Here is a 25,396-nt window from a genome sequence, read left to right as displayed (position 1 = left end):
AAAGAATTATGGTTTTGGTGGGTGAACGTGGCCGTTTTCGCCACCTGTATCTCCACCTACACCTTCGCTTCCGCCGCCGCCATTATCTCCATTATCACCTCCGCCTTCATCACCGGTTCCGTTGATACTAACGGTTGAATTGTTGTTGTGCGAGCATGCACTATTAGACTGTGAAGGACTTACAAGACCCAACATAATTGCTATAAAAAGAGGAATGAACATGATTTCAAAAAATTAGAAATTAGACAAGTTGAGTTCCCCCCTACACACTCTGTGTAGGGTTCGCTCGATTTTTGTCAGAAGGCCTTCTGAATTTTTTGGGAAGTGATTGAGCGTCTATCGCGGGAGCAAGTAACTGCTTCCCAAACCGGTTAAATACTACCGCGATTTCTTCTCGATTTTATCTGCCAGCAAGAGCGTGTTGTTTTCTTTTTTTAATTCGCTATCGCTGACCGACAGAACAAAGGTGGGGAGGATAAAAAGCTTAAATCCAGAGAATTCCGGTACTTCCGGAAATACTGGGCGAATTCTGATATACTTCCGGGAAAATTCTGGAAAACCGTAAAGGATTCTTGAAATTCTGTCTTATTTTTATTGCAAAAATTAACGTCAATGCTCAAAGATTATCAAGAATTAGTATTAGAAACTTACAAGCGGAAGAGAGATAATGGAGAACTTTCAAATGATTTAAAATCTCCTACTGTTGCGCGCTTAAGAGATGAAACCTTAAAGGTGTTTAATAAGCGTTATAATGATCAGGATCATGACATTCTATTTGAATTTTTTGATATACAATCATTAGATCCAAATTTGCAGAGAATTATTTCGCAAAGTGGAGAACGTGAATTTCGGCCACTTTTAAATCATGTTAAGGAAATAACGACTTCCACTGACGAGAAAAATACTGAGTTATTGGCTTTTCTTATTGATTTCCAGCCAAGACCAAGTTTTAAGTACTATAAAATACTTCGTGAGCAAAACGGAAAGCAAAAAACGGAAGAGGCAAATGAGGGTATAGGTCAGGAAGAAACCACTAAGGAGATACCTGAGGATGGTAAGGAATTTGATAAAGATGATAATGCACCATTTGGAAAAAACATATCTGACACTAGTGCGTCGACGAAAGCAAAGGATGAAGCTCGTAAGAATGATCAAAAAAATAACACGGATGATAAGAATATCCGTCCAAAGCCACTCCGTTCCATCTCAACTATTCTAATTGCCTCACTAATTCTATTGGGTTTTGCTCGCATCGCATTTATTTCTTACAATTATCTCAACAATACGCCGAGCGATCCCCAACCAAACCAAAAGTGTATGTATTGGACAGGAAATCATTATGAACCTATTGATTGCAATAGAAAGGTTGGCACTGCGCCGGTTGTTCCTTTAAATTTAAAAGCACTCTACAGTTTTAAACGAATTACTTTGCCAGATACTTTAACACATGCAGATCTCGGAAAAGTCTGGTATGCCAAGGCGGATAAATTGCCATTGTTTTTTACAGGTAATGGTATAAACCCGATGGATACCGCGAAGCGCTTGATGCCTTTAAGTTCATATATTCAAAAAACATATACTTCTCCTTATCGGTTTATGCTTTCCAGAATAATTTGGATAGTTTGTTCACTTCTTGTCGCTGTGGGCTTGGGCATTTTATTGGAATATTACTGGAGGAAAGTTAAATGTCAAAAAATATTAAATCATGATAAGCGAAATAGGATAGATGCAGCGAAAGATGACGTAGTTAAGGAGAATGCAATTAGACCGGAGACTGTTTATCATCAAAAAGAAAAACAGTCATCCGTATAATAAGCTTCACTTAGGAATGACTGTTTCATTATTTAAATTATTCAGGTTATTCCCATGGAGATACACCTTTTTCCATTTTATCAATTATGCTTTCCAGGTAGGTATTATCGGCGTCTGCTTTCCTGTTCGATTTTAGTAAAGCAAGTGCTTCAGATGTTTGGCCGAGTTTGTACATAAGTTTAGATTTTGACCAGAAAAGATCGCTGTCTTCTTTAAGCTGTTCGTTCGAAGTCCAGGATAATGCTGTCTTTAAAATCTTTTTATCCGCACACTCATAAAATATTGCATCAATTGATCTTGTTACTTGATGTTGGCTTAATTGTTTCTGAGCAAGTGAGCTTGATACTACTTTGGCCAGTTTCTGCCAATCCTTATCCCACATAAAATAGTTTGCTTTGCTGTGTGCAATAATTTTATCGGCAAAAGCAGGATATGAATGTGTCATCTTCGTTTCGAAGTCTTTCCAGTTGATATTTTTATTAAGTTCACCTTCAAACATAATCATCATGCCACTGGCATCTCTGTTTACTTTTCCATTAACCCGAAGTTCGGGAACAGCAAGGTCGTAAAAGACAATCGGTACAATTACATTCGCTGTTTTATTTTTACCCGCAATTTCATCAACGGCAGCTTCATTCTTAACCAATACGTCAAACGACAAATCTGAAGTGCTTTTGGCACCCAGCATAGCCAGCTTGATATTATCTGCACTAAGTTTGTTGTCTTGTGTAGTCAGATACGTGTTGACGTATTTTGGCAGAGCCACAAAATCAAATACATTTTTGGTAGAATTGATGAGCTTAAGCAAAAATTCCGGATCGCGATTTCCTTTATCGTATTGGGCTGTTAACAGTCCGTGTTGTGTTGCCGGATCTATTGCCCTTTTTAGTTCTGATATAAATTCAGAATCCGTTCTATATCCAACAATTTTATGTACCTCTTGTCCCTGAGAATTGAGAATAATAAAAGTTGGATAAGAATAAACGTTAAATTCTTTTTCCAGCGCCTTAGCCTGGCTATATCTATTTTTTATAGATGGAGCATCATTTGCAGATGTATCGCATTGGTAATAAGTTGAAGTGAAGTTTTTATTCGCAAATTCAAATACATTTTCTTTTGTAAAAACCTCATGCTCCATTTTTTTACATGGAACACACCAGGTGGTACTAAAATCTATGAGTATAAACTTTTCTTCTGCGCTGGCTTTTTGTTTAAGATCTGACCAGCTCAGGTTATTAATAAAATTTATGCTTTTCTGGTCCTGAGCATTGGCAAATAAGATAGATAAGCATAAAATGACTGTTTTTAAGAGTGTTTTCATGTGGTTAAGGCTAGATTAATTTAAATATTAAGAGTGAAATAAATATAGTGATCTTCATCCGCAAACCAGCAAAACATTCCAAACATCGCCACAATACACTGAAACCGTTAATGGCATATTAAAACCTCAGCCTTTCTTTAACTTTTAAATGCTTTGCAGTTTTAAATAATCAGATGTTTTGCCCCATTTATACAAGTTCTATTAAAAAGAACCGTTATATTCTGTAATTAAAAATTGTTTGCTAGTTTAGGCGCACAATTTGAAACCTAAAATAATTTAAAATGAACATTCCTAAAAAGTTAGCTTTTGCAGCATTAATCGGATTCTCCACTTTGGCTATGTATTCTTGCAAAACCAAAAAACTGGCAGCTAAACCTGCAACTCCAGTAGAAAAACCGACACCTCCGCCAGCAGAAGAACCAAAGCCCGCACCAGCGCCGAAACCTGCCGAAGAAACTGTTGTAGATGATAAACCAAATTTTAATCTGGACAATATTCAGTTCGAATTTAACTCTTATGTGTTGAAGACTGCTTCATTCTCTATTCTGGATAAAGCCGTTACCGAAATGAAAAAAGCACCAGAAACCAAATTTATATTGAATGGATATTCTTCAGCTGAAGGTACGCCAGAGCACAATCAGCAATTGTCTGAAGACCGTGCAAATGCAGTAAAATCTTACTTTGTAAATGCAGGTTTAAATGCATCTAACTTCACTATTGTTGGTCATGGCGAGAAAGATCCGATTGCTCCAAACGATACAGAAGCCGGAAGAATGAAAAACAGAAGAACAGAAATTAAACTTCAACGATAAATTAAAACAACAAATGCCACCTTTTTCGGTGGCATTTGTTGTTTAGTCGGAAGTCTGGAGACCGAAAGTCCGGGGTTTGGGTTCAAACTAATGAGCAAATGACGAATGAACTAACTCGTCAAAAGTCAAAGGTTTGGGTTTATACCAATGAACGAGTGACCAATGAACCAATAACCGAACCTTACCCAGCCGCCAGCAGTTGTTCCAGAATTTCTGTATAGCCCCTTTCACTGGCAAAATCCATTGCACTTTTACCATTATTGTCTACAGCTGCAATATCTGCATGCTGTTCGATTAGTAGCGCTGTAAAATCATTGAAACCACATTGCGCCGCCACCAAAAGCGGTGTTTCGCTAAAACTATTCCGAGAGTTAATTTCGGCACCAGATTGCAAAAGCAATTTACCTAAATGAAGGTTTCCAATGCCAGCAGCATAATGTAAAGCCGAATTGCCATTTAATACATGCAGGTTTACATCTGCTCCATTTTTAATCAGCATTTCAGATAGGTTGATGTTAGAATTGTTTACCGCCAAAATCAACGCACTCACCCCATCATTATTCAATTCGTTAACATTTGATGCATCTGTTTTTAGTAAAGCTGATACCGTTTCGCTTTGATTGTTGTAAACGGCCTGATGCAGTGGCGTATTGCCGTGATCGTCTTTTTTGCCTACGTTGTTGCTGGCAATTGTAGAAATGAAATCGCGCATGCCATTTGCCGTTGCATGATCAAAAACAGTATATCCCATATTGTCTTTTGATTCTGTATCTGCACCTAAGGACACTAAAAACAACGAGGTTTCGGTCTTTCCGGCAAGTACAGCATAAAACAATGGTGTTTGGCCGTTATTGTTGGCGGCATTTACATCTGCGCCTGCCTGTGTAAGTAAGGTGATGATGTCTTTGCTTCCCGCACGTGCGGCAATGTGAAGCGGCGTTTCGCTCGTGTTATTCGCCAGCTGAACATCGGCACCAGCATCAATCAATATTTTAACCAGGTCTTTTGCACCCTTAACGCTCACATAATACAAAGGCGTGTTGCCCATTGCGTCGCGTTTATCTACATTAATTCCGCCTTTTTTTAAGAAAGCCTGTACTATTCCTTTTTGCGCATTTTTACACGCATTCAAAAACATATTATCCATAGAATGATTTATTCGGTTGAGGTGAGAATTTGTTTCACTACAGCTTCGTTGTCGCGTTGTACGGCAAGATCAAGCGCAGTTTGACCTGCATTATTTGCTTTTTCAATTGTACTGGTATCCTGATCCAATAATAAACCGACCATTCGCTTTGCGGACATTTTATTTCCATTACCCGCAGCATAAATCAATGCGGTATTGCCGCGTTTATCTACATAAGTTGTATCTGCACCGTTATCCAAAAGAAGCTCTGCAAGGGCAAATTTGGTCTCATCGCCTTGTGCACAAAAAGCCATTAATGCAGTTTGTCCGTCATGGTTTGTGGTATTTACATCCGCCCCGCTTTCTATAATTTCTTCTGCAAGGTTAAGGTTTAAATCGGCCAGATAACCAGCCTGGCATACCAAATGAAGCGCCGTATCTCTGTCTGCATTAGCAGGTGCGTTGATATTCAATCCACCATCTACCAGTTTGCGCAGCATCTTGATCACGTCTTTTAAATCGCGGCTCATTCCTCTTCCAAAATTACTGACTGCTTTGGTGATTAGAAACAAAACGGCCGTCTCTTCATTTCCTGAGGTGTAATTTACATCGGCGCCACCTTTTACCAATAACTCTACCATGGGTAACGATGGATATTCACAAGCAAGCATTAATGGCGTGCGGCGATATTGATCAGAAAATTCGTCTAAATCTGTGCCTGAGGCAATTAAAGCTTCTACTGCTGCGGTATCACGGTTTAATACGGCTTCATGAATGCTCATGCCAACCGTTACACTTCCGCTTTCTTCGCCAGAAAGCAGCGCTGCAATTTCCTTAACACCGCTTCGTTGGGCATAAGTAAGTGGAGTGCTATTGAATATATCCTGATCTTCGGGGTCTATTTGTCCTTTCTCTAATAGCGCGGCCACGGTTTTGGTTGCCGCATCTACTGCACCAGCTAATGTTTTTCTGTGTACCAGCTTATCGCAAATGGAGTGCAAAAGATTTTTACCTTCTTCTGCTGTGGCATCCATTTTAACGCCCGCATCGCCCATGGCTTCTATAAAAGAATACATGTATTTTAGTCCGGCTTCATAATAAGCCAGTTTGCCAGAGTCGTTTTTCTTTTTTCCATTAACGCCGGCATTCAGCAATGCCTGGGCGGTTGCATATATTGCTGCAGATTGTTGTTCAACATTTGCTGAACCAAAATCAAAACGGGTATTGGTTAATGCATGTAATGCCGTATTTCCATATTTATCGCTTCGCGGTTTTATTCCTTTTTCCTGTAGAAAATTCACCGCATCTGCATCGGCAAATCTCGCCGCCAAATGGTAAAGGTCTTCTTCGGCATCGCCGGTTACGTCTGTATCCGGTAGCGCGCGGTACAAACTCAAGATGTCTGTTTCAGTACCTGCGGTTGCAAACAAGTTTTTCTGATACGCATCTCTGATTTGATTAAATTCATTCATAGTGATGATAATTTAGGTATTGCAATACGCAAGGCGTTTATAACATTGCGGTAATTTTTATGTTCGATGGGTTTTGCCGTTTCTACAGTTTTTTGCCAGTTTTGCCGTAAAAGCCAGCAATCTGTTTGTAAGCGGATAATGTGATCGCGGAAGATTTCGCTGAAAGCAGAAGCATATTTCTGACTCAGCGGTTGAAGGTAATCTTCGGTTTCTTTCTGAAGGTCAATAAGATTTTGTGCAATATGATCTGGCAATGGTTTTGGATTTAGGCTTTGAGGGATATTTTGCCGGGCTTGCTCTAAATGGAGAATCGCTTGCTCGTAGTTTTTTGAATGGAATACACAAATGGCAAGGTTAAATGCCGTTGCTGAATGGTTTTGAGGCGATTGTTTCAACAGTAAATACGCTTCTGCAAATCTGGATTGAAGCATGAGTTGTACAATGAATTCTTCGTCTGGTTTGTGTTCTATTGTGTTTTTTGTAGCACCAAGTAACATATTTTAGGGTTTCTGTGAGCAGATAAATGGGGATGTTTTGCCCTGATTTTTGTCGTTTGATTAATAACAAAAGTCTAGCCGAAAAAGGATCACCTGAAAAAGAAAACGAAAATAAACCCGTTTTGTTGGCGCGCAAGGCGGAAGAATCCGCTATCGGGCAGATTTACAAAAAGATAAAAAATGAGAAAGCCCCATATTTCTATGAGGCTATATAGAATGTTTTATAAGCATCCACCGATAAAACTAAACCAAACAAACTATACTATAAACAGGTCTTGCCAGAAAATGTTTTAAGGTTTTTATTTTTTTTTAAAAATAAATAACTGGCTTATGGTTTAGTCTTGAAGCGGATTTCATACTCAGTTTCTCTGAATGCATATCCATCACTAGATTGACTGGATCTGTCGGTGATCGCAAAATCATAAGTACAATTGGGTTTTAGGGAAACTGCCAAAACCAATGTCTGGTTGTTGTTCTCAAAACCGATAATTTTTGTCGCCGGAAAATGAGCTGCATCAATTTTAGAGCGGTTAATGGAAATATTTTTCGCCATGGGTTTGGAGAAAGTAATTCTTAGTGCGGTAATTCCAGGATCTACATCCTACGTATCATTTTTAAAAGGCGAAAGTTCCGTCACGAATGGTTGTTGTTTCTGGTAGTTTTTGAGTAATGCCCCGCGATTGTAGGCCTCGGTAATGTAACCTGATTTCTGGAGCAGTTGTTCTACAGCCGCTTCATCTGAGTAATTTACTTCAATCAGCTCACATATAGCCTGGCCTTTATTTTTCGCGTTTTGGTAATATGCTTTAGAAATCTCGTAACCTACATAATAACCCAGATCTGCCTGCGTGCGTTGGTTAAAACCATTATATAACCATCGGCTAAATCCTGTACTGAACATATCATTGGTGAAAGCCTTTCTAATAGAATCTGCATGTTTGCGGCCAAAGTTCAGGTAAGCTGTTTCCAAAGGTTTCTCTATACAAAGCTCTGTAATGAAATCACAGAGTCCTTCTTTAAGCGATTGGCCCAGTACATTATGGGCATCGCCGCGCTGCTGCGTATGTACATATTCATGGAGATTCAGGGTAACAATTCCCGATAAATCAGGTTTTGCAAATACACCTTTCAGCCATTCATTGTCGAATTCCGAAACATCTGTAGCCGCGCTTCCGGAAATCATTTCTGCCCCAATTAACACCTGATTGGCCAATGTGGTGCCTCCGCTATTCAATCCGCCAATGGTAAAATAGATTGCTGCAGGTTTCAGCTGCGGATAGAGCTCTTTAAATTTCAGAATGTAAGACTCCAAGGTTTTTGCACGCGTCTCCATCGTTAGGGTTGTAGAACGGATAGATGCCCAAAATTTAGGATATTTAAGAATGTTGCTGAGCCAAAGAGAGTCCGTATAACCGCGGGTTTGGATAAAAGCTTTGAGACCGGGCGTTCCGCGGTCAATGTACAAATGTTTAATAAAGCCAAGTTGCTTATTGTAATCTTTATTATTTTGGACACTATCAAAAGCTTGCCAGTAGTTGTGTATATCCACAGTTTCGACTATAGTCTTTTGTGCGTGAGTCATCCTGCTCAGGCAGATCAGAATAATTAGAATACTAAGGCGTAGTGTCATTCAGGTAAGTTTTTTTCCTCCAAGATAGCGGTTCTTCAGTATACCTGCTTTTTTAGATTGAGAAAAAAGCAAAAAAAACGGGGAGATCTGTTTTGAATTTTTAAACAAATCTCCCCGTTTCGGGCTTTATAAATTTTACTATTCAGCTTTATTTCATGGCAAGTTGTTGTGCATCTGCATCAACTACTTGTGTAAAAGCGGCTTTAAATTCTTCGGTTTTATCTACCGGAACAAAATCTTTCTTCAACGTTAACTGCCGGCTGAAAATAACCTTGTTGCCTACAATTTTACTGCTGAGGTTATAATCCAGATATTCATTAGATACTTTGATCGGTTTAAGCGCTTCTACCAGTTTTTTTCCCGCAGGTAATTCCATTGTAATTTCCTGGCTGCACAGTTCGCTTAAAAACAGTTGTGTTAAATCTATTCCAAATTTGCGGGGTTGCAAAAACTGAAGTTGAGAAGCCGTAACAGATAAACTCCAGGGTAATGAAAAAATGCTCATGCCTGCAACCGGTTTACTCATTTTCATTAATGCATATTCTGTATGTGCTTTTAAGGTATCAGAAACAGCTGTTTTTGGATCTAAATCTATAAACTTCAGCACAAATACATCATTCTCCGGAAACTCAGCGGCCATGTCCTGTTTGAACTTTTTAATCTGATCTTTAGGCGATAAATCATTATATGCATCACGCAGTGCACTGTTTATCGCTCCCGTTGTGGTGCTGTTTTCCGTAATCATCATATCATTCCCTTTAAAACTTAAACTTGCATGGTAGTTGGCTACGTTTTTAGGTCTTTGCTGCGGGTTTAATGTGCTAATTGCATTGGTGTTGCTGTTAATTTCCAAAATCTGTTCTTGTAAAGAACCATTGTAAAACGTTGCAAAAGGCAATGTGTTAGACGTTAATTCTACAAAATATTCTTTACCGTTTGTAATGGCTTTAGCAATGCAATGGTTAAAATCAATATTGGGCAACATCATGGTGCGTTGTCCGTTATCGCGGGTTTTTACCAATGCCAGTTCTGCTTTTATTCCGGCTTCTTTACACATGGTGATGAACAAGGTAGAAACATCTTTGCAATCGCCGATACGCGTATTGATTACTGTTGCGGGATTTTGAGGAATAATACCACTTTGCCTGAAGGATACCGAGCTGTAAGAAATATTCTGGGTGATATAGCGGTAAATCATTTTGATTTTACTCAGTTCATCCAGTTTTTCTTTGCCTTTAAATAAATCGTTAATTACGCTTTTAATTTCGTAGCTGCTTCTTGCTTTAGCCGTTGCAATGTCGCTATACCAATTGGCCACAAATTTCCAGTCGGGAATAGATGACAGGTAAAGAATATTGGTCACATCATCCATTGGCGGCATTTTATCTTCGTAAATTAATGCATCCTGCTTTTCTGCATTCCATACATACAAATCAAATTCATCTTTAGCGGTTTTAGTAGGCTCAATCGCTTTCTGAGAAAAAGTATACTCGAATTTCTTATTGCGGTGTACCAATAGAGAGAAACGTGTATTTTGATAACTTACGCCGTGTGTAAAGTAAAACGAATCCCAGAAATGGCTGGCCATACTGCCCTGGTTGTAATTCTGAATTTTGTAACGCAGGTTAATTACATCGCCCACTTCCAGATTGGTGAAAATAATCTGACTTCCGTTTTGTTCTGCAGGGGTTTTGCTGCCATTGGCTTTAAGCACTTCGGCTACTTCTACATTCAGATCCTGTGAGTTGTAATATGGAATATTGTATTCTTTAAGTTGCTCCAATCCTTTAGAAGTAAGCACCTTGCTGATGTAAAAGTGTTTCTCTTCAGAGCCACCATTTTCATATACCACTTTCTGTACCTCTTCATCCAGAATTACGGTATGGTCATCCGGGTAATCTGCTGCTTTCGGCGCCTTTGCCAGTAAAGATTTAAGGTCTGGTTGCTCAAAATATTCAAAAACATCTTTTTTACCTTCAGCACTGCGCATCCACTGTACCGCCGTATAATTGTTCGGATTTAATTGTAAGCTGCGCTGGTAATTTGCAATAGATTTTTCTGGCTGCTTACGCATTTCATAAATCTTTCCTAAAGATTGGTAATAGCTGCTGCTGTTCGGTGCGATTGATAAAGCTTGCTGATACAATTTTTCGGCCTTGTCATATTGCTGAAGACTGTAATATTCATTTCCCAGTTCAATATAAATGCCTACCGCAACAGGGTCGTTATCAATTTCCTTTTGGAATACATTCAATCCTTCAGATTTATTGCCTTTATCGAAATAAGCTTTCGCCAGATATTTTGAAAATTCGTAATTGTCGTGTTCATCTACATATTTTTTCAGATAACTGATGGCATTGTTGTTCTTGCGGATTTCCTTTTCGCACAAATATTTTAACCAAACCAGGTTGCCCGTTTCCGGGTATTTAGCATAAGCTGCTTCTACCAGTTTAACAATTTCTTCCTGATTGTTGCGCTTGCCTGCAATCTGTATTTTCTTGGCAAAAACGTTTTCATGTTCGCCGTAAATTGCTTCAAGTTTGGCAATAATTGCATCTGCACCATTGTAATCCTGCTGCGCAACCAAATCGTTATAAATTAAACTTAAAGCAAAAGGAGATTCCGGATCTGCTGTTTTAATTGCTTCCTGTAAAGTTTCTCCTCCTGTACGGTTGTCTTCCAGGTTATACAATTGTATATACAGAAGGTTCAGATAGGTACTTTCCGGGAATTTTTCTTTTAGCGGCTCTAAAACACGGCGCGCTTCAAAGGCATTATCGTTGCGCAGATAAAATTTAGCCAGTAAAATTTTATTCAGGTAATCGTTGGGTTGTTTGGCAATCTGTTGCTCAAAGAAAGTGATTGCAGGCAGTTTTACCAAACTCAGTTCGTTAGCGTTGTCTTTTGTGTAAGGCTGTGCATCTGCAGTGGAGGTAAGTCCGCTGATTGGTTTTCCGGTATCGTCGGTAATGCGCATCAGGAAATTAGATCTGCCGGCATAGCTTTCGCCAATTTGAACCAATATGCGGTTATAACCCTGTTTTAGTTTAATGTTGCTGATGTAGTTGTCCAGGTCATTATTGCGTTCTTCTGCTTCGCTGATGATCAAGCGATCGTTTACCCAAACCTTAACAGAGCCCGAAACGCCAATGCGCAGTTGTGCAGACAAATCTGCCGGCGACTGAACAAAATTTTGTGCAAAAACCAGTGCATTTTCATAGTTGCTGTAGTACGTAAAATCAAACCACTTATTGTGTTTCTGAAAAGGAACCTTGCGCCATCCAAAAGTTAAATTGCGCTTGCCCGTAAACACGGCATCTGCCTGAGGTTTCTGCAATACACCATAAGTTTTATCAAATCCACTGGTCGATATGTTTTCAAACTCTCCCGTAATGGCCCAATTGTCTATACTGCCAATCTGCTGATAGGCTTTATCTGCCAGATCGTATTTTTTCTTGCCTTCATAATAACTGCCAATACGCGAATTTGCCATGGCGTATATGGTGCCATCCAGTTTTTTCTTCAGCAGGCTATTGTAAAATTCCAGGTGTTTAGGGCTTGTAGCGCCATAAGTTGTGACTAAAGGATAACTAGACCATAACGAAAGGATGTAAGGTTCAGGATGATCACTCTGGTCATAAAATTTCTTAAAGTAATCGAAACTTTGCTCGCCAGATTGATCCAGTTCTGCCATTAAGCTGAGCGAAAGATTTGCTGGTTTAGCTGTTTCTGGTTTTTGAGTTAGTGAAGTGAACAGATTCCGGGCGCTTTTCCTATCATTTTTAAAGAAACTTTCCCAGGCCTGATTTATTTCAGTTTGCGCTTTTACACCCTGCGCAAGCAGAATAAAAAGCAGGGAGACAACGTAATTTTTCATGCGCCAATAATAAAGAATTATTCAGAATACGCGAAACATGTTTTTTGGAATTTGTAATTGAAGACAGGCAAGTGCAACAGGCGATTAAAGACCTTGAATTTGTTGTGAAGTATAAGCAGATGATTTGCCACATTCGGTGCCGTTTTCGTGGTGTTGTGGCAAGTGTGTTTAAGGGTGTGCTTCTTGTATGCTCTAAATTTTGAGACCATAAAAAGCATGTTATCTTCGCAAAATGGAAATTACTCATCCCTTGTTCCGGCTTTTATCCAGTGAAAACCAGTCTGTCCGTTCTTTTTGTTTTCAGGATAAAGCAAAGCCCTGTTCCTCAACGTCTTCAATATGTGCTTCCGCATCCACGGCTCTCACAAATACGCTTGTGTATATGAGGAAACAGGGCCAGCGCCGCTCTCTACACGGGGATCTTCAGCCTTTCAGCAATATCTAAATGGGATTTTTCGCAACTCATAGCGGGATCGATGAGTGTATAGGCGTTGCGATTGCATTTTAATCGTTGTCTTAACCAACTGAAATCATGCGATTTCAGATCAAACGGCTGTTTTATTAACCGTTACTGAAGCGAAGATACTGAAATAAATCTTAAAACAAGACAAATGCGTCCTAATATTTGAAAATTTTAATTTTGAATTTGCACGGGTGGGAAAACAATATCGGGATCAGGAATTTTTAATCGCCATCGGTAAACGATTGGTGAAAATCCGTGAGTCGAAAAACATGACCCAGGAGAAATTGCAAGAGATCAGCGGCATTGATATCCGGCAGATTGGCCGTATTGAACGTGCCGAATCCAATACCTCCATTAGTATTCTTAAACAACTTGCAGATATTTTAGAGATTAAACTCAGTGAGTTGGTTGATGTGTGAGGTTGAATGCGGAGGAGGCCTCTCCCTTTGCTGCGCTCCGTTCGGGATGGTTGCATAAAGCGTAAAGCGTAAAGCGTTTGGCGGTTAGCGATGACGGGTTCTTAAATCGTCATTGCGAGGAGGTACGACGAAGCAATCTTTTTTGTTAAAAGTATCTTTAGAGCGTTTGTTCAATTTTTCCCAACCTAATTTGTAGGATTGCTTCGGTTCGCAATGACGGGCATGGGTGGCGTGAGGCGTGAGGCGTTCGGGGGTTAGCGATGACGGGTTCTTAAATCGTCATTGTGAGGAGGCACGACGAAGCAATCTTTTTTGTTAAAAGTATCTTTAGAGCGTTTGTTCAATTTTTCCCAACCTAATTTGTAGGATTGCCTCGGTTCGCAATGACGGGCATGGGTGGCGTGAGGCGTAAGGCGTTTGGGGGTTAGCGATGACGGGTTCGCAAATCGTCATTGCGAGGAGTTACGAGGGAGCAATCTTAAAGCGTTTGTTCAATTTTTCCTAACCTAATTTGTAGGATTGCTTCGTGCCTCGCAACGACGAATACAGTTAGCGATTGCTTCATTTCTCGTCCACGCGTCATTTCGAACGCCTGTTTCAGGCGGAGAAATCTACATTAAGCACTTCTGATGCTGGATGGCTTCACGCAATGCCGGTGTTTACATAAAATCATGCATGCAGGTTGCAAATGTATGCTTCAATCGATCCATTAAACTTAAATTCATAGGACATTTACACGGGGTAATTGTAAGATAACAGGTACTGGATGGAGTATAGTTCTGGCAATCCGAGCGTCATTGCGTGGTGGACAATGTCCATGAAAATCAGACACAAAAACCCACTGACACTCGCCCAATCAATAGTCAGTGGGTTGTTTTTAGTCCTCTTCCTGTGTACATGCAATTGCGCCTGCGTCAGAATCTTTGTAGCCAGGATAAAACGGGCTTAAATTTTAACGCCAAAATGACCAGCGCAAGCAATGGTAAAATCAATAACCACCACAAGCTCCACGTCCCGGTTTTTTCGGTTAATGTGCTGCTCTGCGTACGACTTGAGCTGCTGCTTGTGGTGGATGCATTGTTCAGCGCTGTTTCACTGCTGTGGCGTGCTGAAGTTTTTACAGACAGGTTTTTTTCTTCCCGGTTCAATACATATACGCCAGTCGCCGAGCCTGTAAAACCCTGCGTGGCAGAATAGGTAAATGCGCCCGTGGGTATAATTATGGTCGCATTACTCAGCGTGCCCAGGTCCAATTGCTCATCAGCCTGTTCGTAAATTACGGTATTGAGCTTAGATGTTTGTTGTGCAGAATAAACAGTACTGTCTGTGGCCTGGCTACTGCGCTGCTTCTTAATAGATGCACAACCGAAACAAATGAGTAAGCCAAAGCAGAACAGCTTTATTTTGTTGTTGCTCATGGTTCAGTCTCCTTTCCCGGCAGCCAGCTTGCAAAAGACTTAATGGTTTTAATGTGCCTCCGCTTTCTATATACACCGTCTCCTTCCCTGCTGCCGCTTACACTGGTGTTTCCCTCAATACCAATAATGTAGTCGCCATCTTTTTTTTCTACCAATCCGCAATGGGCAATACGCCCGTAGCTGGAAAAATAAATGCCATACACCTGTCCCGTGCTAACGGTTTTGCTTAAACGGCTGTTTGGAAATAAAGCCGGAGACCATGCGGTGCGGGGTTCAGCATAACCCGCCTGCCCAAAAATCCAACTGATAAATGCTGCGCACCAGGCATATCCCTTTCCAAGTTTAACATAGCGCAGGTATTGCTCTACTGCTATACCATCATTATTTCCGGTCTTTTCCCGTACGCCAATCTCCTTCGCAGCAATATTCAGCAATCTGGTTGCTGCATCTCCAGATTTTGATAAATTGATGATTTGGGGCGGCCTGTATTCCCGGTTCAGGGCAGTAATGTTCGCCAGGTCTGCAGGCCATTGGCCATTTATACAATTGCGCTTAAACACAAGATTGCTGCCAGAAGCAATAAGGCATAAGATGCCCAGTAGAATCCGAATTGTTGCCATGGTGTACAGGAGTTAAAATGTGAAACCAGTGTTTGTAATGGGGCGAGTTGCATGGAGGTCCAGAAGGTAAGGAGTAACCACCAAACCAAGACGCAGATGATCATAAAAGTTAAGGCTGCCAGAAAAAGCAGTTGAAAGATGCCGGCATCAAGCAGTCCGGCGGTGGGTTGCATGTACCGGATCAGGCCAGGTAAATAGTGCCACAGCAAACAAAGTGCTGTGCAGAACGCTGCGGTTTTAAGCATGTCTTTTCCAAACGGAAGTGCTCTCCTTGAATGTATGAAGGTTTTCATGGTTTTAAGGTTTTAAAAAAACCGACGCCAGTAGGCGGCTACAGAACTTCTGCTGGTCGCCCGCCGGCAGTCGGCTTTTAGGTGAATACAGATAGAATTAAGGGACAATTATACTGCCCAGGTACTGGCTGTTGCTTACCGAACTCGAATCGCGGTTGGTCGAAAATGCCCAGCCATGCAGTACATCTGCCGCAAATCCGCTTCCCAATGTTATGGCAGAGCTTAAATCGGCACGCTGTACATTTTCATAAATGGAATACATCTGCTTCGTTTCATTAAAAATCACGACAACCAGCTTATCGTCGGCAAAGGAATTGTAACTGTTGGTGAGGTTTTCCCAGCTCAAGCCCAGATCCGATCCCTGCAAAACCATAGACAGGTTGTGGAAAGTGGATTGTGCACCTTTACTCAGCGTCATTTTACTGAAATCAACACTAAAGTCGGGATAGGTTCCAATAATGGCTTCAGTTAAAAAAAGCCTTGCTGCGGCATTGTAGGCCGTTAATTTGGTGAGCTGTTTATCCCCAAAACCCAGGTTCAGAATGTCTTTAATTGGCCTCAGGTAAACCGGTACCATTGCAAATTTTGCTCTTTGTGCCAATTGTGCTTCTGTTGCCGGTTTCGTGCTTTTTCTAGGTAAGCCTTTCAGATAGGTGATGCCGCGCCAGCTGCTGCCAATCATGCTTCCAACTTTTCCTGTGAAGGCGCCATTTGCGCCGTTTGAATACGTTCCCATAATTTTTTGTCTTTTTAAAAGGTGATCATTGTTTAAGCGGATCTTTTCTATACCGGTATGTTTAAATCCTTGATCCAAATTACAGGGCTTTCCTTTCTCTATTTAATTCTGGACTGTATTGAGCTGTTTTGGACTGTATTGAGCGCTTTTGAACCTTCAGTGAAGTGGCGGGTGTACCTTGCTTGCTGCAAAAATGACTAGTTGTTTACCTGTTGTTAACCTTTTCATTACCTATTTATTACCCCCGAGGTAACCAATAGGTAAACAAGGGGTAATGCAGGGGTTAATCTGGTGTAAAGGAGGTGGGGGGGAAGATGTTGATCTTAAATGCTGAAGACCTAATGGAGATAGAAGGCGTAAGGGTACGTATATATAATATACGAAAGGGTACTTATAATAATTAAAATGGGAGGATTTTAAAACAACTGAAATACACTCCAAGGAATCACTTTTACGAGCCTAAATTTTTATTTTTTTGGTTTAAACCACCGCTTTGAATCCTTCAGTTATCTGGGTTTTTTATTTGCCAATTGCCAGCCCTGGTGGTTTTAATGATTAGGTTTTGACCCCATAATGAAGAAAATTTTTTCGCTTTACGGAAAACCGTAAATGAAATTTGTAAAAGATTTATAACTTAGATTCTCGAAACGTTTGAAGTTTATTTGTAGTCAAGACAAAAAACGGATGTGATGTTTAAATTAACCCTCAAATCAAATTGATGTATGCAATCGCCGACATGCTGCTTTCTATTTATAGGTACTTTTTTTATTTACATTTCTTAAATGTATATGCTTTTTAACAAAATACTTCTACACTGATCAATGCAAAAAACGTTCTCTTTTTTCTCGGTTTTCTTTGTCGTTATCCTGTTTTTTTTTTCATGTAAACAGAATAAGCCAGATGTTGTATTAACGGAGAGTTTAATCAGAGAAACTGAAGGTATCGCCATAGGTAAAGCAAAATTTGGCATATCGGAAAAACAGTTCAATGGTTTATATCCCGATTCCCTGATCAAACTGGATGGGAACAGCTATATTCTTACCGGCAATTACAATATCGTACAGGAATTGAATATGATCAATTTGATTGATAGTGCGACCATTAATAATACAGCATTTGACCAAACACTTTTTGATCGAATGGATTTACTCAAAGATCATTTTGCTAAAACCTACGGATTGCCCCAACATGACATGGGCTATCCGGAACAAACAATGATGTCGGATGGAAAATTCGTTAAGACATACATCTGGATTATCGGTAAAAAGGAAATATCGGTTGGGATCGCTTTAGAAAATACGGCTAGAGGCAATGTGTATTATGTATTGGGCTTTGTGGAAAAGAGAAGTTAAACATTGACAAAAAAAGCTAATCATAATTCTTTGGGCCTAATATTTGTTTTTGAGCAGGTTTATAAATTGTTCATTCCATAAACCGACTTTTTACGATAATTTATATAAGTTTTAGCCCCAAAACTTGACCTATCGCACTCTTTTATGTAGTTTGATACTTTTCTTACAACATTTATGTAGCCCTAAGAGGAATCGAGAACCTTACTCGATATTGATTTATATCGCACTAACTATATAATGATTAGCTTCTATAAAATTTTCTATTTTTGAAAATAAAAAGCCTTAATTTGCAGATTTTAATTATATGCCAAAAAACGTCGATATATACAAAATTCATAAAATTGATGCTAGAAATATCGATTCAATAATTCCAGAAAACTTACTTGATGTTACTGTAACTTCACCGCCATATTTCGATATGAAGGACTATGGGTATAAAGAACAGATTGGCTTTGGACAAAACTATGAAGAGTACTTAAATGATTTATTTACTGTCTTTTCAAAAGTCTACAACTGCACTAAAGAAGATGGTACACTTTGGGTAATCATTGATGCTTTTAGAAAAAATGGCGCAGTCGTACCCTTACCTTTTGACTTCGCAGAAAAAATTAAAGGCATCGGCTGGAAACTTCAAGAGATAATCATATGGGGAAAGGATAGGACAGTTCCTTGGGCACATCATGGTCAGATGAGAAGTTCTTTTGAATATGTATTGATGTTCTCTAAGTCAAAAAATTACAAATTTTTTATAGATAAAGTAAGAGATTTTTCAGCTTTAAAAAAATGGTGGGTTAAATATCCTGAGCGATATAATCCGAAAGGTAAGACACCTGATGCAATTTGGAATTTTGAAATCCCAACTCAAGGTTCATGGGGAAAAGGATACATAAAGCATTTCTGCCCATTGCCTGAAGAAATGATTGCGCAGATTCTTAAATTAACAACAAATGAAGGAGATGTTGTTTTCGACCCGTTTTCTGGAACAGGTGCTGTTCTTTCCAAAGCTGATAACATGATGCGGAAGTACATTGGAACGGAGTTAAATCCAGAGTACATCAAAATGTTTAAGAATTACCTGAAAGAAACTGGAGAAGTTAAAAGGGGAGAATATATACTTGAAGAGAAGAATTTAATACCTATTAATGATTTCGAATCTATAATTTTAGACCTCCGAGCTCTTAAATTAGGAAGGCTTTTATTCCAAAAAATCCAAGATACATTCCCCAATATTGAATTTCTTTATGTAAAACCAATTAGCATTAAGCCCTCAAAAGCACATTCCTTGATTGTAGTAGAATACTCTATATTAATAACTCAAATTGACAGCGTAGATATCGTTAAAAAGCTCGCAGAAGAATTGTGTTCAATAGCCCCTCTGTCCAAATATGGCATTGAAGCTAAAGTTGATATTTTTACATCAATCGAAAAATATACACGTGAAGTTCTTCCAAGTAGAAAGATTTACGTGTACACAAAAAAAATAAGTCATACTTACAAAAAAGTAATTAATTCAACAGAACTTTCAACTTTAGCAAAAACCGAAACTATTTTAAGTGAAATTTCTGTATGTTTAAATGAAAAAGATTATGAGTAATTAATTTATGGCTAAAAAACCGCTCTCAAGATTAAAAAAAAAAAGTCTTCAACTAAAAAAAGTCTTCCGAAGGGTAAACCTATTACAAGAGAACAAAGTCAACAACAAAGGGAAATAAGGGTTTTGATGGAAAACATGGGGTTCAAGAGAGCTCCTGGCATTGATGATACCCAGTTCGTTTATGATGGTAGAACATCCGAACTTGATGACATATTCTTTCAAGAGAACATAATCGTCATAACGGAGTATACTGTTGAAAGGAAAGTTTCTGTACATCTCACAGGAAAAAAAATCATTTATGATCTCATAAATGCAGATACTGCAGCTTTTATGAAATTTCTACTGACGCATGACTCTTTTAAAGCATTTCAAAAATCATTTAAAGCCTCTGAAGCTGATAAGTATAGCCTTAAACAGCTTCAAGTAAAAATAATTTACGCCTCAAAATATCAAATACCCACTGAGCATAAAGAATTAGTTGAGAAAGTAACATATTTTGACTTCCCTATAGTGAAGTATTTTGAAAGTATTGCTAAGATAATTAAGAGAACTGCTAAATACGAGTTCTTTGATTTTTTAGAAATCCCCTTTTCAAAAGTAGGTGCGGTGATCCTAAAAACGGCAACAGGTAGTGCTGATGATTTTCAAGGACATATACTCCCCGAGGAACACTCTTCTTTTCAGGATGGATACAAAATTGTTACCTTTTATATTGATGCTGAATCCTTATTGAAGCGAGCATTTGTTCTTCGCAAAGATGGTTGGCGCAACTCAAACAATGTAGGACTTTATCAAAGGATGTTGTTGGCTCCAAAAATGAAAGACTTGCGTAAATATTTACAAGATGAAGAACGCGTATTCATTAATAATATCATTGTAACAATTCCTATAGAAAAAGTTAAATTGTTCGATGACGCAGGTATCGAAATACAGTTTGATGACGACGGAAATATTAAGAACTCCGAAGAAACTAAAATTCAACCTACTAAAATATCTATTGATAGTGTAAGTAATATAATAGGAATTATAGATGGACAACATAGGTCTTATGCCTACCATGAAGGAGACGATACATATGAGAAATCTATTGCCAAACTTAGAGGTAAACAAAATCTTTTAGTTACTGGTATCTTATATCCGAAAAATGAGATTGAAGATAAACGTTTAAAATTTGAGGCAAAATTATTCTTGGAAATTAATGCAAAACAAGCTGGAGCTGATGTCAATGTTAAGCAAGAAATTGAATCACTGTTAAACCCATTTTCAACGATATCAATTTCAAAATACGTAATCAATAAACTTAATATGGGAGGGCCATTAGGTACTCTATTTACACAATATTGGTATGAACGGACTAAAATTAAGACTGCTTCAATAATAAGCTTCGGTTTAAGACCTTTACTAAAATTAGATGGTACGGACAGCACATATAAATTATGGACAAACCCAAATAAGCACGAACTTAAAACAAAGAATGAGAATTTTGAATTGCTACAAGAGTATAAAGTTTTCGCTGTTAATGAAATACGAAATCTGTTAATTGCCTTTAAAGATTTGATATCTCCAGAAAAATGGTCAATAGATAAAAACGAACCAGCAGCAATGTTAAATGTGACAGTTATAAATGGAATTATTAATCTTTTAAGAATTCTAATAGAAAACGGAAAAACAGGTGATGTAGCTTACTATAAGTCAAAGATTATTGGAGTGGATAGCTTTGATTTCAAATCTTATAAATCAAGTCAATATAGACAGATGGGGCAAGCTCTGTTTGATCAATTTTTTAAATAAAAGCATTATCGAGTTAGCTCATCAAATAAAATTTCATTTAAATTTTTCAGTATAGCAATTAGAGGTTCAAGCAGTTCTCTTTGAGGCTCTACAAAATCTTTGTGTCCATGCACCAAGTTGCATCTAACATTATATACTATGTCTAGAATTCCAACAGCCTTTTGCGATAAGTTTGTGGATCTTAATTTATTCAAAATTAATAGATCTTCATTTCTTTGTCTTGTGCCATAATGAAGATTAATATAAAATTGCTCCCCTTCAATTAAATTGATAAGTCGAAGGATATCATCATTAGAACCTTTTCGAATTAGTTCTTGGATCAATTGGGGCGCACCTAAAATTTTGATTACAGATCTAATTGCTAATTCCTTATCATTCATATTCGCTTTTACAGGCGTGCCTCGCTGAATTAGAGTTAGTGGCACTTGTGTGTAAAGGCTATTATAAATTATGAACAATGTGATGTACCTATCAAATAAACTTGAAAGGTTTTGGCCTTGGATATCATTAAACTTTTGTAACCAGTTGTTGTAAAACCCGATGAAATTATCTGAAAGCATTTGATATAATTTAGTTTGTGCAAATTTACTCAAACAAACCACTGAAACACTGTTTTCAGGTATTTATTTAGATAAGTATCGATGTCTCCATATTTATATCCAAAATCTATCAACCTTCTATAGGGGCTTCCAGGAGATGGAGTTGCAAAACATTCAATAGTCCCACCCCCTTGAATTTCTAAAACCCTTATAATGGGCTTAGAAAGATTATTATCTCCCTCTAACGACGCAAGGGTTTCTACCTGAAGCTTATTCGATTTTTGCTCATTAAGTTTAATATCCTTATGAATCTTAAAGAAAACTCCCTTTAATAGCATGTCATTCATTACACCTTTAGATGTGCAAAGAATTTTCAACGTTTCACCTTTTTTAGGATACTCAAAAAAATTGTAGTTATATTTTCTAGAAGACAAATGTTTATCTAAAGCTGATGTTCCTTTTCTAACGCAACTAAAAATCATGTCAGTTATCCCTATATTATTGAGGTATATGCTCTTTGAGATTGACTCAACATTATTACACTTAATTTGACCGTCAATATAACTTTGATACCATTGCCAAAACTTATTACTTATACTTCCATAAAAATACTGAAAATCTCCATTTTGTACTCGTTTCTTCATTTTCGAGAGCGTCAATTCATCATCTAATTCAGATTCAGTTAATGACCAGATTGGAAAGCTACCAAGAATTATCCTACCTGTTGTCAAGGGTTTTTGGCTCTCGTTTATTCTTGGGTGGTATTCTCTCACAAATATATAGTTGAAATATTTTACCTGATATAAGCTATAATTAGGAATTAAACTCTGATTATCTAATAAAGATATAAAAAGTATGAATTTTCCCTATTTCTCGCCCCAAAAGTAGAAAAAGCCATCAATCATATTAGACTGATGACTTTTTTGTAGCCCCGAGCAGAGTCTCAGCAATTCATACAAGTCATTTCACTGCAAAATTAGGGGCAATGTGCTAATCTAATTTAGGCATTTTTGCGAATGCTCAACACTGAGATGTCCGAATTCTCATGGTGAAACTATAAGAAAGTCAAAGGTGTACACTGTTTAACTTACTCAACCATTCACATTTCCAAAAATCCTTCATTTAAAACTTGTTCATCCTTCCGCTTATTAATATCTTTCGGCCAAATGATCCCCTTTGACGCCCAATTGCCCATTAATCTTTTGGCTGCTGGTTTTAACCATACTTCTGCCACCTATAAATTCTATTGGTTTTTATCTTTGCTGGATGAAATAGAAGAAGGCCATTACCATATTCCCAAACATAAATTGTTTGTAGGCATGGTGGCGGCAAGCTGGTATACGATAAATTATTTCCACATTAGTTTTGGGCCGCAAGACCAGCTGCACCAGGCGGTTGAAGCAATTGCAGCACTGGAGCAATTGACTGTAGACGAAGACCGCATGAAAATTAAAAAACGCTTGCTTAGCAGTGCAAACCTTCAAACACTAAAAACCTTGCGTCATTTTGATCACCAGGTGCCGCATCGGTTTCTGAGTCCGTGGTTTCCTGCGATTAAAGAAAATAAGAAAGCCGTATATGGTGCATCTGCGCAATTTGAAAACCAGTGTTTGTATGCGGTAGATCAGGATACAGTGACCGTTAACCCGGCGTGGATCAACTATTTAAGCCGGAATGCAGGGATTTTAAGGAGCTTTTGTTACTGGAAGTTGAGCCTGTATCTACAAAAACACAATCCCAATGTTCCGGATATCCCCAATAAATTAATTAAGCTCGCAAGAAGGAATGGTTTGACCAGGCAACGTAAGTTTTGGAATGTAGTAATTGCTGAACTTGGAGGCGTAGACTGCATTTATACGAACACAAAGCTTCAGCACAATGCTTTTGCGGTAGAACATTTTATACCCTATGCTTTTGTTTCGCATGATTTGCTCTGGAACCTTATTCCCGCTAATCCAGCTTTCAACAGTGCCAAGTCTGACAAACTTCCGATCCTCTCCAGGCATTTTGATCGTTTTTACGAAATGCAGAAGCAAGCCATAGAAGTTATGAAAACGAAAATGCCCAAAGACCGCCTGATGGAAGATTACCTGAGCATTTTCCCCGATTTTGACGCTATTGACGAGGTTCCGGTGGACTATAAGGAGAAGTTTAGAAATGCTATAGAGCCATTAATTACTATTGCGAGTAATAATGGTTTTGAGTTTATGCGGGATTAACAGCACCAAGTTCAATACCGTCTAACCCTCACGCTCGGCCACAATTTTATACAGCAATTGGTAGTAAAAGGCCAGCTTTTCTAAGATGAGTTCTTCATTGAGGTCATCAATCACATCCATATGCAGAAATACCCGTCCGTCATTGGTTTTGTCGAGGTAGTTTGTAGGGAAAAGTTCGGTAAGCACATCTTCATAAGGCACAAAATCTTTCAGATTCCAGGTGGTGATGTAGATCCTGAATTTAGCGAGCGGATTGTTGTTGATGGTTTCGAAAGAAGCTTCAATACCAATACGTGGTTTATTTGTTTCTGCGTTAAAATGGTCATAACCGAGATCCCAACCCTGGTAAGCCCACCAGCGCGGATCGTTGGTTTGCAGTTTAATGGCCGCCATTAATTTAGAAATGCTTTCGCGCTGTACCTTCAGAATGCGTTCATTGTATTTCGCATAAAGCGTAACCAGTTCATCAATTTTTTCGGCATTGGCTGAGAAGAAATGGCTTAATTTATTGTTGTCGTACGTGTCGCCCGTCATATTTTCAATGGTTTGGATAAAGTCGTAAATGAATACCAGATATTTTTGATTGCCTTGGGCAATATAATGGCCTATATTTTTCTTGATTTTGGTGAAGAGCGCGGTATATGGGATTACGATAAAATCGTGCTCTCTGATGTAAGCCATTTCCCGGCTATCGGTAATGTTTCTTACGGTCAGGATTACTTTAAACACTTGCTTTTTGCCATATAGGGCAATCTGCCTGGCGTAAGTTTCGAGTGGATTGTATACCGCAGCGTTAATTTTATTCTCGATGCCGATAACCAGATCGGGGCTTTTGATTAACATATCGAGGCGTTTGCCTTCTGAGTTCAGTTCATTGACTACCTGAATCTGATCACTTTCGTAACGTATAGGGGCATCAGGCGAAAGCAGTTCGAGAAGAGCGTCCAGAAATAAGTCGCGGAAACCGTGCTCATTGGTCGGGTTGAAATAGAAACACAACAGGCGTGTACAGACTTCTTCAAACCGGCTTGCAGGATATTTGCACAATTCGAGATAAGTAGATTGGAGTACCACTTTTGGTTGGCGTTCAAAATCTTTGATCAGTGCTTCGAAAGCAGGTAAATCGGTTTCGGCCTGTACGATGATAGGATCGAGCATTTTTTTCAGTTTGGAATTGGAAAGAGATATTCTCCTCGCGGATAAAAATAGAAAGAATTGCTCCTGTATGTATATGGGAAACCGGAATTACTCAGGGATGAGTAGTTGAGGCTCCTACCCTTTTAACTTATTCGCTCAATAATATGAAAAAGCCCGCAACAACAAAACCCATAGGCTATGGTCGGTTTGTTCTTGCGGGCTGGGGCGCCGTGTAGGCGGTGTGGATGGTTATAGGTCGACTGGCCGA

At 38.8% G+C, this 25,396-nt stretch carries 21 protein-coding genes; 7 read left to right on the top strand and 14 right to left on the bottom strand.

The window, feature by feature from the left end:
• Positions 1-6: 6 nt before the first annotated feature.
• Entirely contained in the window at positions 7-222 is a 216-nt protein-coding gene (locus ACJVDH_RS19655; RefSeq protein ID WP_443945106.1) for a hypothetical protein, read from the bottom strand.
• 390 nt (positions 223-612) lie between these two features.
• Here ACJVDH_RS19655 and ACJVDH_RS19650 point away from each other — a divergent pair, with 390 nt between their 5' ends.
• Complete coding sequence (locus tag ACJVDH_RS19650) at positions 613-1,812, top strand: hypothetical protein (protein WP_443945105.1); 1,200 nt, start codon at positions 613-615, stop codon at positions 1,810-1,812.
• Positions 1,813-1,858: 46 nt separating this feature from the next.
• Here the strand turns inward: ACJVDH_RS19650 and ACJVDH_RS19645 are convergent, their stop codons facing one another.
• Positions 1,859-3,133 carry a thioredoxin family protein gene (locus ACJVDH_RS19645; RefSeq protein ID WP_443945104.1) on the bottom strand — a complete coding sequence of 425 codons (1,275 nt, stop codon included), beginning with the start codon at positions 3,131-3,133 and terminating at the stop codon, positions 1,859-1,861.
• A 281-nt stretch (positions 3,134-3,414) separates the two neighbouring features.
• Between ACJVDH_RS19645 and ACJVDH_RS19640 the strand changes: the two genes are divergently transcribed.
• Positions 3,415-3,945 (top strand): OmpA family protein, encoded by a 531-nt coding sequence (locus tag ACJVDH_RS19640; RefSeq protein WP_443945103.1) that lies wholly within the window; start codon positions 3,415-3,417, stop codon positions 3,943-3,945.
• A gap of 181 nt (positions 3,946-4,126) precedes the next feature.
• On the opposite strand, the gene ACJVDH_RS19635 is transcribed toward ACJVDH_RS19640, so the two are convergent.
• From ACJVDH_RS19635 to ACJVDH_RS19610, 6 genes are all read right to left on the bottom strand, one after another.
• Positions 4,127-5,092, bottom strand: coding sequence for an ankyrin repeat domain-containing protein (locus tag ACJVDH_RS19635; RefSeq protein WP_443945102.1), 966 nt, complete (start codon positions 5,090-5,092; stop codon positions 4,127-4,129).
• Between the two features lie 8 nt (positions 5,093-5,100).
• Positions 5,101-6,543, bottom strand: a complete 1,443-nt coding sequence (locus ACJVDH_RS19630; RefSeq protein WP_443945101.1) for an ankyrin repeat domain-containing protein — start codon at positions 6,541-6,543, stop codon at positions 5,101-5,103.
• Positions 6,540-7,040 (bottom strand): hypothetical protein, encoded by a 501-nt coding sequence (locus ACJVDH_RS19625; RefSeq protein ID WP_443945100.1) that lies wholly within the window; start codon positions 7,038-7,040, stop codon positions 6,540-6,542. The genes ACJVDH_RS19630 and ACJVDH_RS19625 overlap by 4 nt, the downstream gene beginning before the upstream one ends.
• A gap of 328 nt (positions 7,041-7,368) precedes the next feature.
• Positions 7,369-7,593, bottom strand: coding sequence for a hypothetical protein (locus tag ACJVDH_RS19620; RefSeq protein ID WP_443945099.1), 225 nt, complete (start codon positions 7,591-7,593; stop codon positions 7,369-7,371).
• A gap of 48 nt (positions 7,594-7,641) precedes the next feature.
• The gene (locus tag ACJVDH_RS19615) at positions 7,642-8,670 is read right to left on the bottom strand and encodes a hypothetical protein (protein ID WP_443945098.1); all 1,029 of its coding nucleotides are present in this window, start codon (positions 8,668-8,670) and stop codon (positions 7,642-7,644) included.
• A gap of 148 nt (positions 8,671-8,818) precedes the next feature.
• Positions 8,819-12,547: a tetratricopeptide repeat protein gene (locus ACJVDH_RS19610; protein WP_443945097.1), complete on the bottom strand. Its 3,729-nt coding sequence runs from the start codon at positions 12,545-12,547 to the stop codon at positions 8,819-8,821.
• A 654-nt stretch (positions 12,548-13,201) separates the two neighbouring features.
• Between ACJVDH_RS19610 and ACJVDH_RS19605 the strand changes: the two genes are divergently transcribed.
• Positions 13,202-13,429 (top strand): helix-turn-helix domain-containing protein, encoded by a 228-nt coding sequence (locus ACJVDH_RS19605; protein ID WP_443945096.1) that lies wholly within the window; start codon positions 13,202-13,204, stop codon positions 13,427-13,429.
• Between the two features lie 914 nt (positions 13,430-14,343).
• On the opposite strand, the gene ACJVDH_RS19600 is transcribed toward ACJVDH_RS19605, so the two are convergent.
• The 3 genes from ACJVDH_RS19600 to ACJVDH_RS19590 all read right to left on the bottom strand — a co-directional run bounded on the left by ACJVDH_RS19600 (position 14,344) and on the right by ACJVDH_RS19590 (position 16,496).
• Positions 14,344-14,847 (bottom strand): hypothetical protein, encoded by a 504-nt coding sequence (locus tag ACJVDH_RS19600; RefSeq protein ID WP_443945095.1) that lies wholly within the window; start codon positions 14,845-14,847, stop codon positions 14,344-14,346.
• Positions 14,844-15,467 (bottom strand): peptidoglycan-binding protein, encoded by a 624-nt coding sequence (locus ACJVDH_RS19595; RefSeq protein ID WP_443945094.1) that lies wholly within the window; start codon positions 15,465-15,467, stop codon positions 14,844-14,846. The genes ACJVDH_RS19600 and ACJVDH_RS19595 overlap by 4 nt, the downstream gene beginning before the upstream one ends.
• Before the next feature lie 390 nt (positions 15,468-15,857).
• Entirely contained in the window at positions 15,858-16,496 is a 639-nt protein-coding gene (locus tag ACJVDH_RS19590) for a DUF6266 family protein (protein ID WP_443945093.1), read from the bottom strand.
• Positions 16,497-17,317: 821 nt separating this feature from the next.
• Between ACJVDH_RS19590 and ACJVDH_RS19585 the strand changes: the two genes are divergently transcribed.
• The 3 genes from ACJVDH_RS19585 to ACJVDH_RS19575 all read left to right on the top strand — a co-directional run bounded on the left by ACJVDH_RS19585 (position 17,318) and on the right by ACJVDH_RS19575 (position 21,233).
• Entirely contained in the window at positions 17,318-17,848 is a 531-nt protein-coding gene (locus ACJVDH_RS19585; protein ID WP_443945092.1) for a hypothetical protein, read from the top strand.
• Positions 17,849-18,152: 304 nt separating this feature from the next.
• A complete protein-coding gene (locus ACJVDH_RS19580) occupies positions 18,153-19,442 on the top strand; it encodes a DNA-methyltransferase (protein WP_443945091.1) in 1,290 nt (429 codons plus the stop codon).
• A 126-nt stretch (positions 19,443-19,568) separates the two neighbouring features.
• The gene (locus ACJVDH_RS19575) at positions 19,569-21,233 is read left to right on the top strand and encodes a DGQHR domain-containing protein (RefSeq protein ID WP_443945090.1); all 1,665 of its coding nucleotides are present in this window, start codon (positions 19,569-19,571) and stop codon (positions 21,231-21,233) included.
• A gap of 5 nt (positions 21,234-21,238) precedes the next feature.
• Here ACJVDH_RS19575 and ACJVDH_RS19570 read toward each other — a convergent pair whose 3' ends face one another.
• Both ACJVDH_RS19570 and ACJVDH_RS19565 read right to left on the bottom strand, forming a co-directional pair.
• Complete coding sequence (locus tag ACJVDH_RS19570; RefSeq protein WP_443945089.1) at positions 21,239-21,793, bottom strand: hypothetical protein; 555 nt, start codon at positions 21,791-21,793, stop codon at positions 21,239-21,241.
• Between the two features lie 29 nt (positions 21,794-21,822).
• Positions 21,823-22,545, bottom strand: coding sequence for a hypothetical protein (locus ACJVDH_RS19565; protein WP_443945088.1), 723 nt, complete (start codon positions 22,543-22,545; stop codon positions 21,823-21,825).
• 393 nt (positions 22,546-22,938) lie between these two features.
• Here ACJVDH_RS19565 and ACJVDH_RS19560 point away from each other — a divergent pair, with 393 nt between their 5' ends.
• The gene (locus ACJVDH_RS19560; RefSeq protein WP_443945087.1) at positions 22,939-23,991 is read left to right on the top strand and encodes an HNH endonuclease domain-containing protein; all 1,053 of its coding nucleotides are present in this window, start codon (positions 22,939-22,941) and stop codon (positions 23,989-23,991) included.
• Between the two features lie 21 nt (positions 23,992-24,012).
• Here the strand turns inward: ACJVDH_RS19560 and ACJVDH_RS19555 are convergent, their stop codons facing one another.
• Complete coding sequence (locus tag ACJVDH_RS19555) at positions 24,013-25,149, bottom strand: PD-(D/E)XK nuclease family protein (protein WP_443945086.1); 1,137 nt, start codon at positions 25,147-25,149, stop codon at positions 24,013-24,015.
• Between the last annotated feature and the right edge of the window lie 247 nt (positions 25,150-25,396).

The sequence above is a fragment of the Pedobacter terrestris genome (assembly GCF_052343045.1).
In the GTDB taxonomy this organism is placed as follows: domain Bacteria; phylum Bacteroidota; class Bacteroidia; order Sphingobacteriales; family Sphingobacteriaceae; genus Pedobacter.
The sequence above is the reverse complement of the archived record's forward strand: the minus strand, read 5'-3'. Positions and strand labels throughout refer to the sequence as shown.

What these genes read in the sequence shown, in the direction of transcription:
- ACJVDH_RS19655 (WP_443945106.1), bottom strand. Translation starts at nt 222, where the DNA reads ATGTTCATTCCTCTTTTTATAGCAATTATGTTGGGTCTTGTAAGTCCT.
- ACJVDH_RS19650 (WP_443945105.1), top strand. Translation starts at nt 613, where the DNA reads ATGCTCAAAGATTATCAAGAATTAGTATTAGAAACTTACAAGCGGAAG.
- ACJVDH_RS19645 (WP_443945104.1), bottom strand. Translation starts at nt 3,133, where the DNA reads ATGAAAACACTCTTAAAAACAGTCATTTTATGCTTATCTATCTTATTT.
- ACJVDH_RS19640 (WP_443945103.1), top strand. Translation starts at nt 3,415, where the DNA reads ATGAACATTCCTAAAAAGTTAGCTTTTGCAGCATTAATCGGATTCTCC.
- ACJVDH_RS19635 (WP_443945102.1), bottom strand. Translation starts at nt 5,092, where the DNA reads ATGGATAATATGTTTTTGAATGCGTGTAAAAATGCGCAAAAAGGAATA.
- ACJVDH_RS19630 (WP_443945101.1), bottom strand. Translation starts at nt 6,543, where the DNA reads ATGAATGAATTTAATCAAATCAGAGATGCGTATCAGAAAAACTTGTTT.
- ACJVDH_RS19625 (WP_443945100.1), bottom strand. Translation starts at nt 7,040, where the DNA reads ATGTTACTTGGTGCTACAAAAAACACAATAGAACACAAACCAGACGAA.
- ACJVDH_RS19620 (WP_443945099.1), bottom strand. Translation starts at nt 7,593, where the DNA reads ATGGCGAAAAATATTTCCATTAACCGCTCTAAAATTGATGCAGCTCAT.
- ACJVDH_RS19615 (WP_443945098.1), bottom strand. Translation starts at nt 8,670, where the DNA reads ATGACACTACGCCTTAGTATTCTAATTATTCTGATCTGCCTGAGCAGG.
- ACJVDH_RS19610 (WP_443945097.1), bottom strand. Translation starts at nt 12,547, where the DNA reads ATGAAAAATTACGTTGTCTCCCTGCTTTTTATTCTGCTTGCGCAGGGT.
- ACJVDH_RS19600 (WP_443945095.1), bottom strand. Translation starts at nt 14,847, where the DNA reads ATGAGCAACAACAAAATAAAGCTGTTCTGCTTTGGCTTACTCATTTGT.
- ACJVDH_RS19595 (WP_443945094.1), bottom strand. Translation starts at nt 15,467, where the DNA reads ATGGCAACAATTCGGATTCTACTGGGCATCTTATGCCTTATTGCTTCT.
- ACJVDH_RS19590 (WP_443945093.1), bottom strand. Translation starts at nt 16,496, where the DNA reads ATGGGAACGTATTCAAACGGCGCAAATGGCGCCTTCACAGGAAAAGTT.
- ACJVDH_RS19585 (WP_443945092.1), top strand. Translation starts at nt 17,318, where the DNA reads ATGCAAAAAACGTTCTCTTTTTTCTCGGTTTTCTTTGTCGTTATCCTG.
- ACJVDH_RS19580 (WP_443945091.1), top strand. Translation starts at nt 18,153, where the DNA reads ATGCCAAAAAACGTCGATATATACAAAATTCATAAAATTGATGCTAGA.
- ACJVDH_RS19575 (WP_443945090.1), top strand. Translation starts at nt 19,569, where the DNA reads ATGGAAAACATGGGGTTCAAGAGAGCTCCTGGCATTGATGATACCCAG.
- ACJVDH_RS19570 (WP_443945089.1), bottom strand. Translation starts at nt 21,793, where the DNA reads ATGCTTTCAGATAATTTCATCGGGTTTTACAACAACTGGTTACAAAAG.
- ACJVDH_RS19560 (WP_443945087.1), top strand. Translation starts at nt 22,939, where the DNA reads ATGATCCCCTTTGACGCCCAATTGCCCATTAATCTTTTGGCTGCTGGT.
- ACJVDH_RS19555 (WP_443945086.1), bottom strand. Translation starts at nt 25,149, where the DNA reads ATGCTCGATCCTATCATCGTACAGGCCGAAACCGATTTACCTGCTTTC.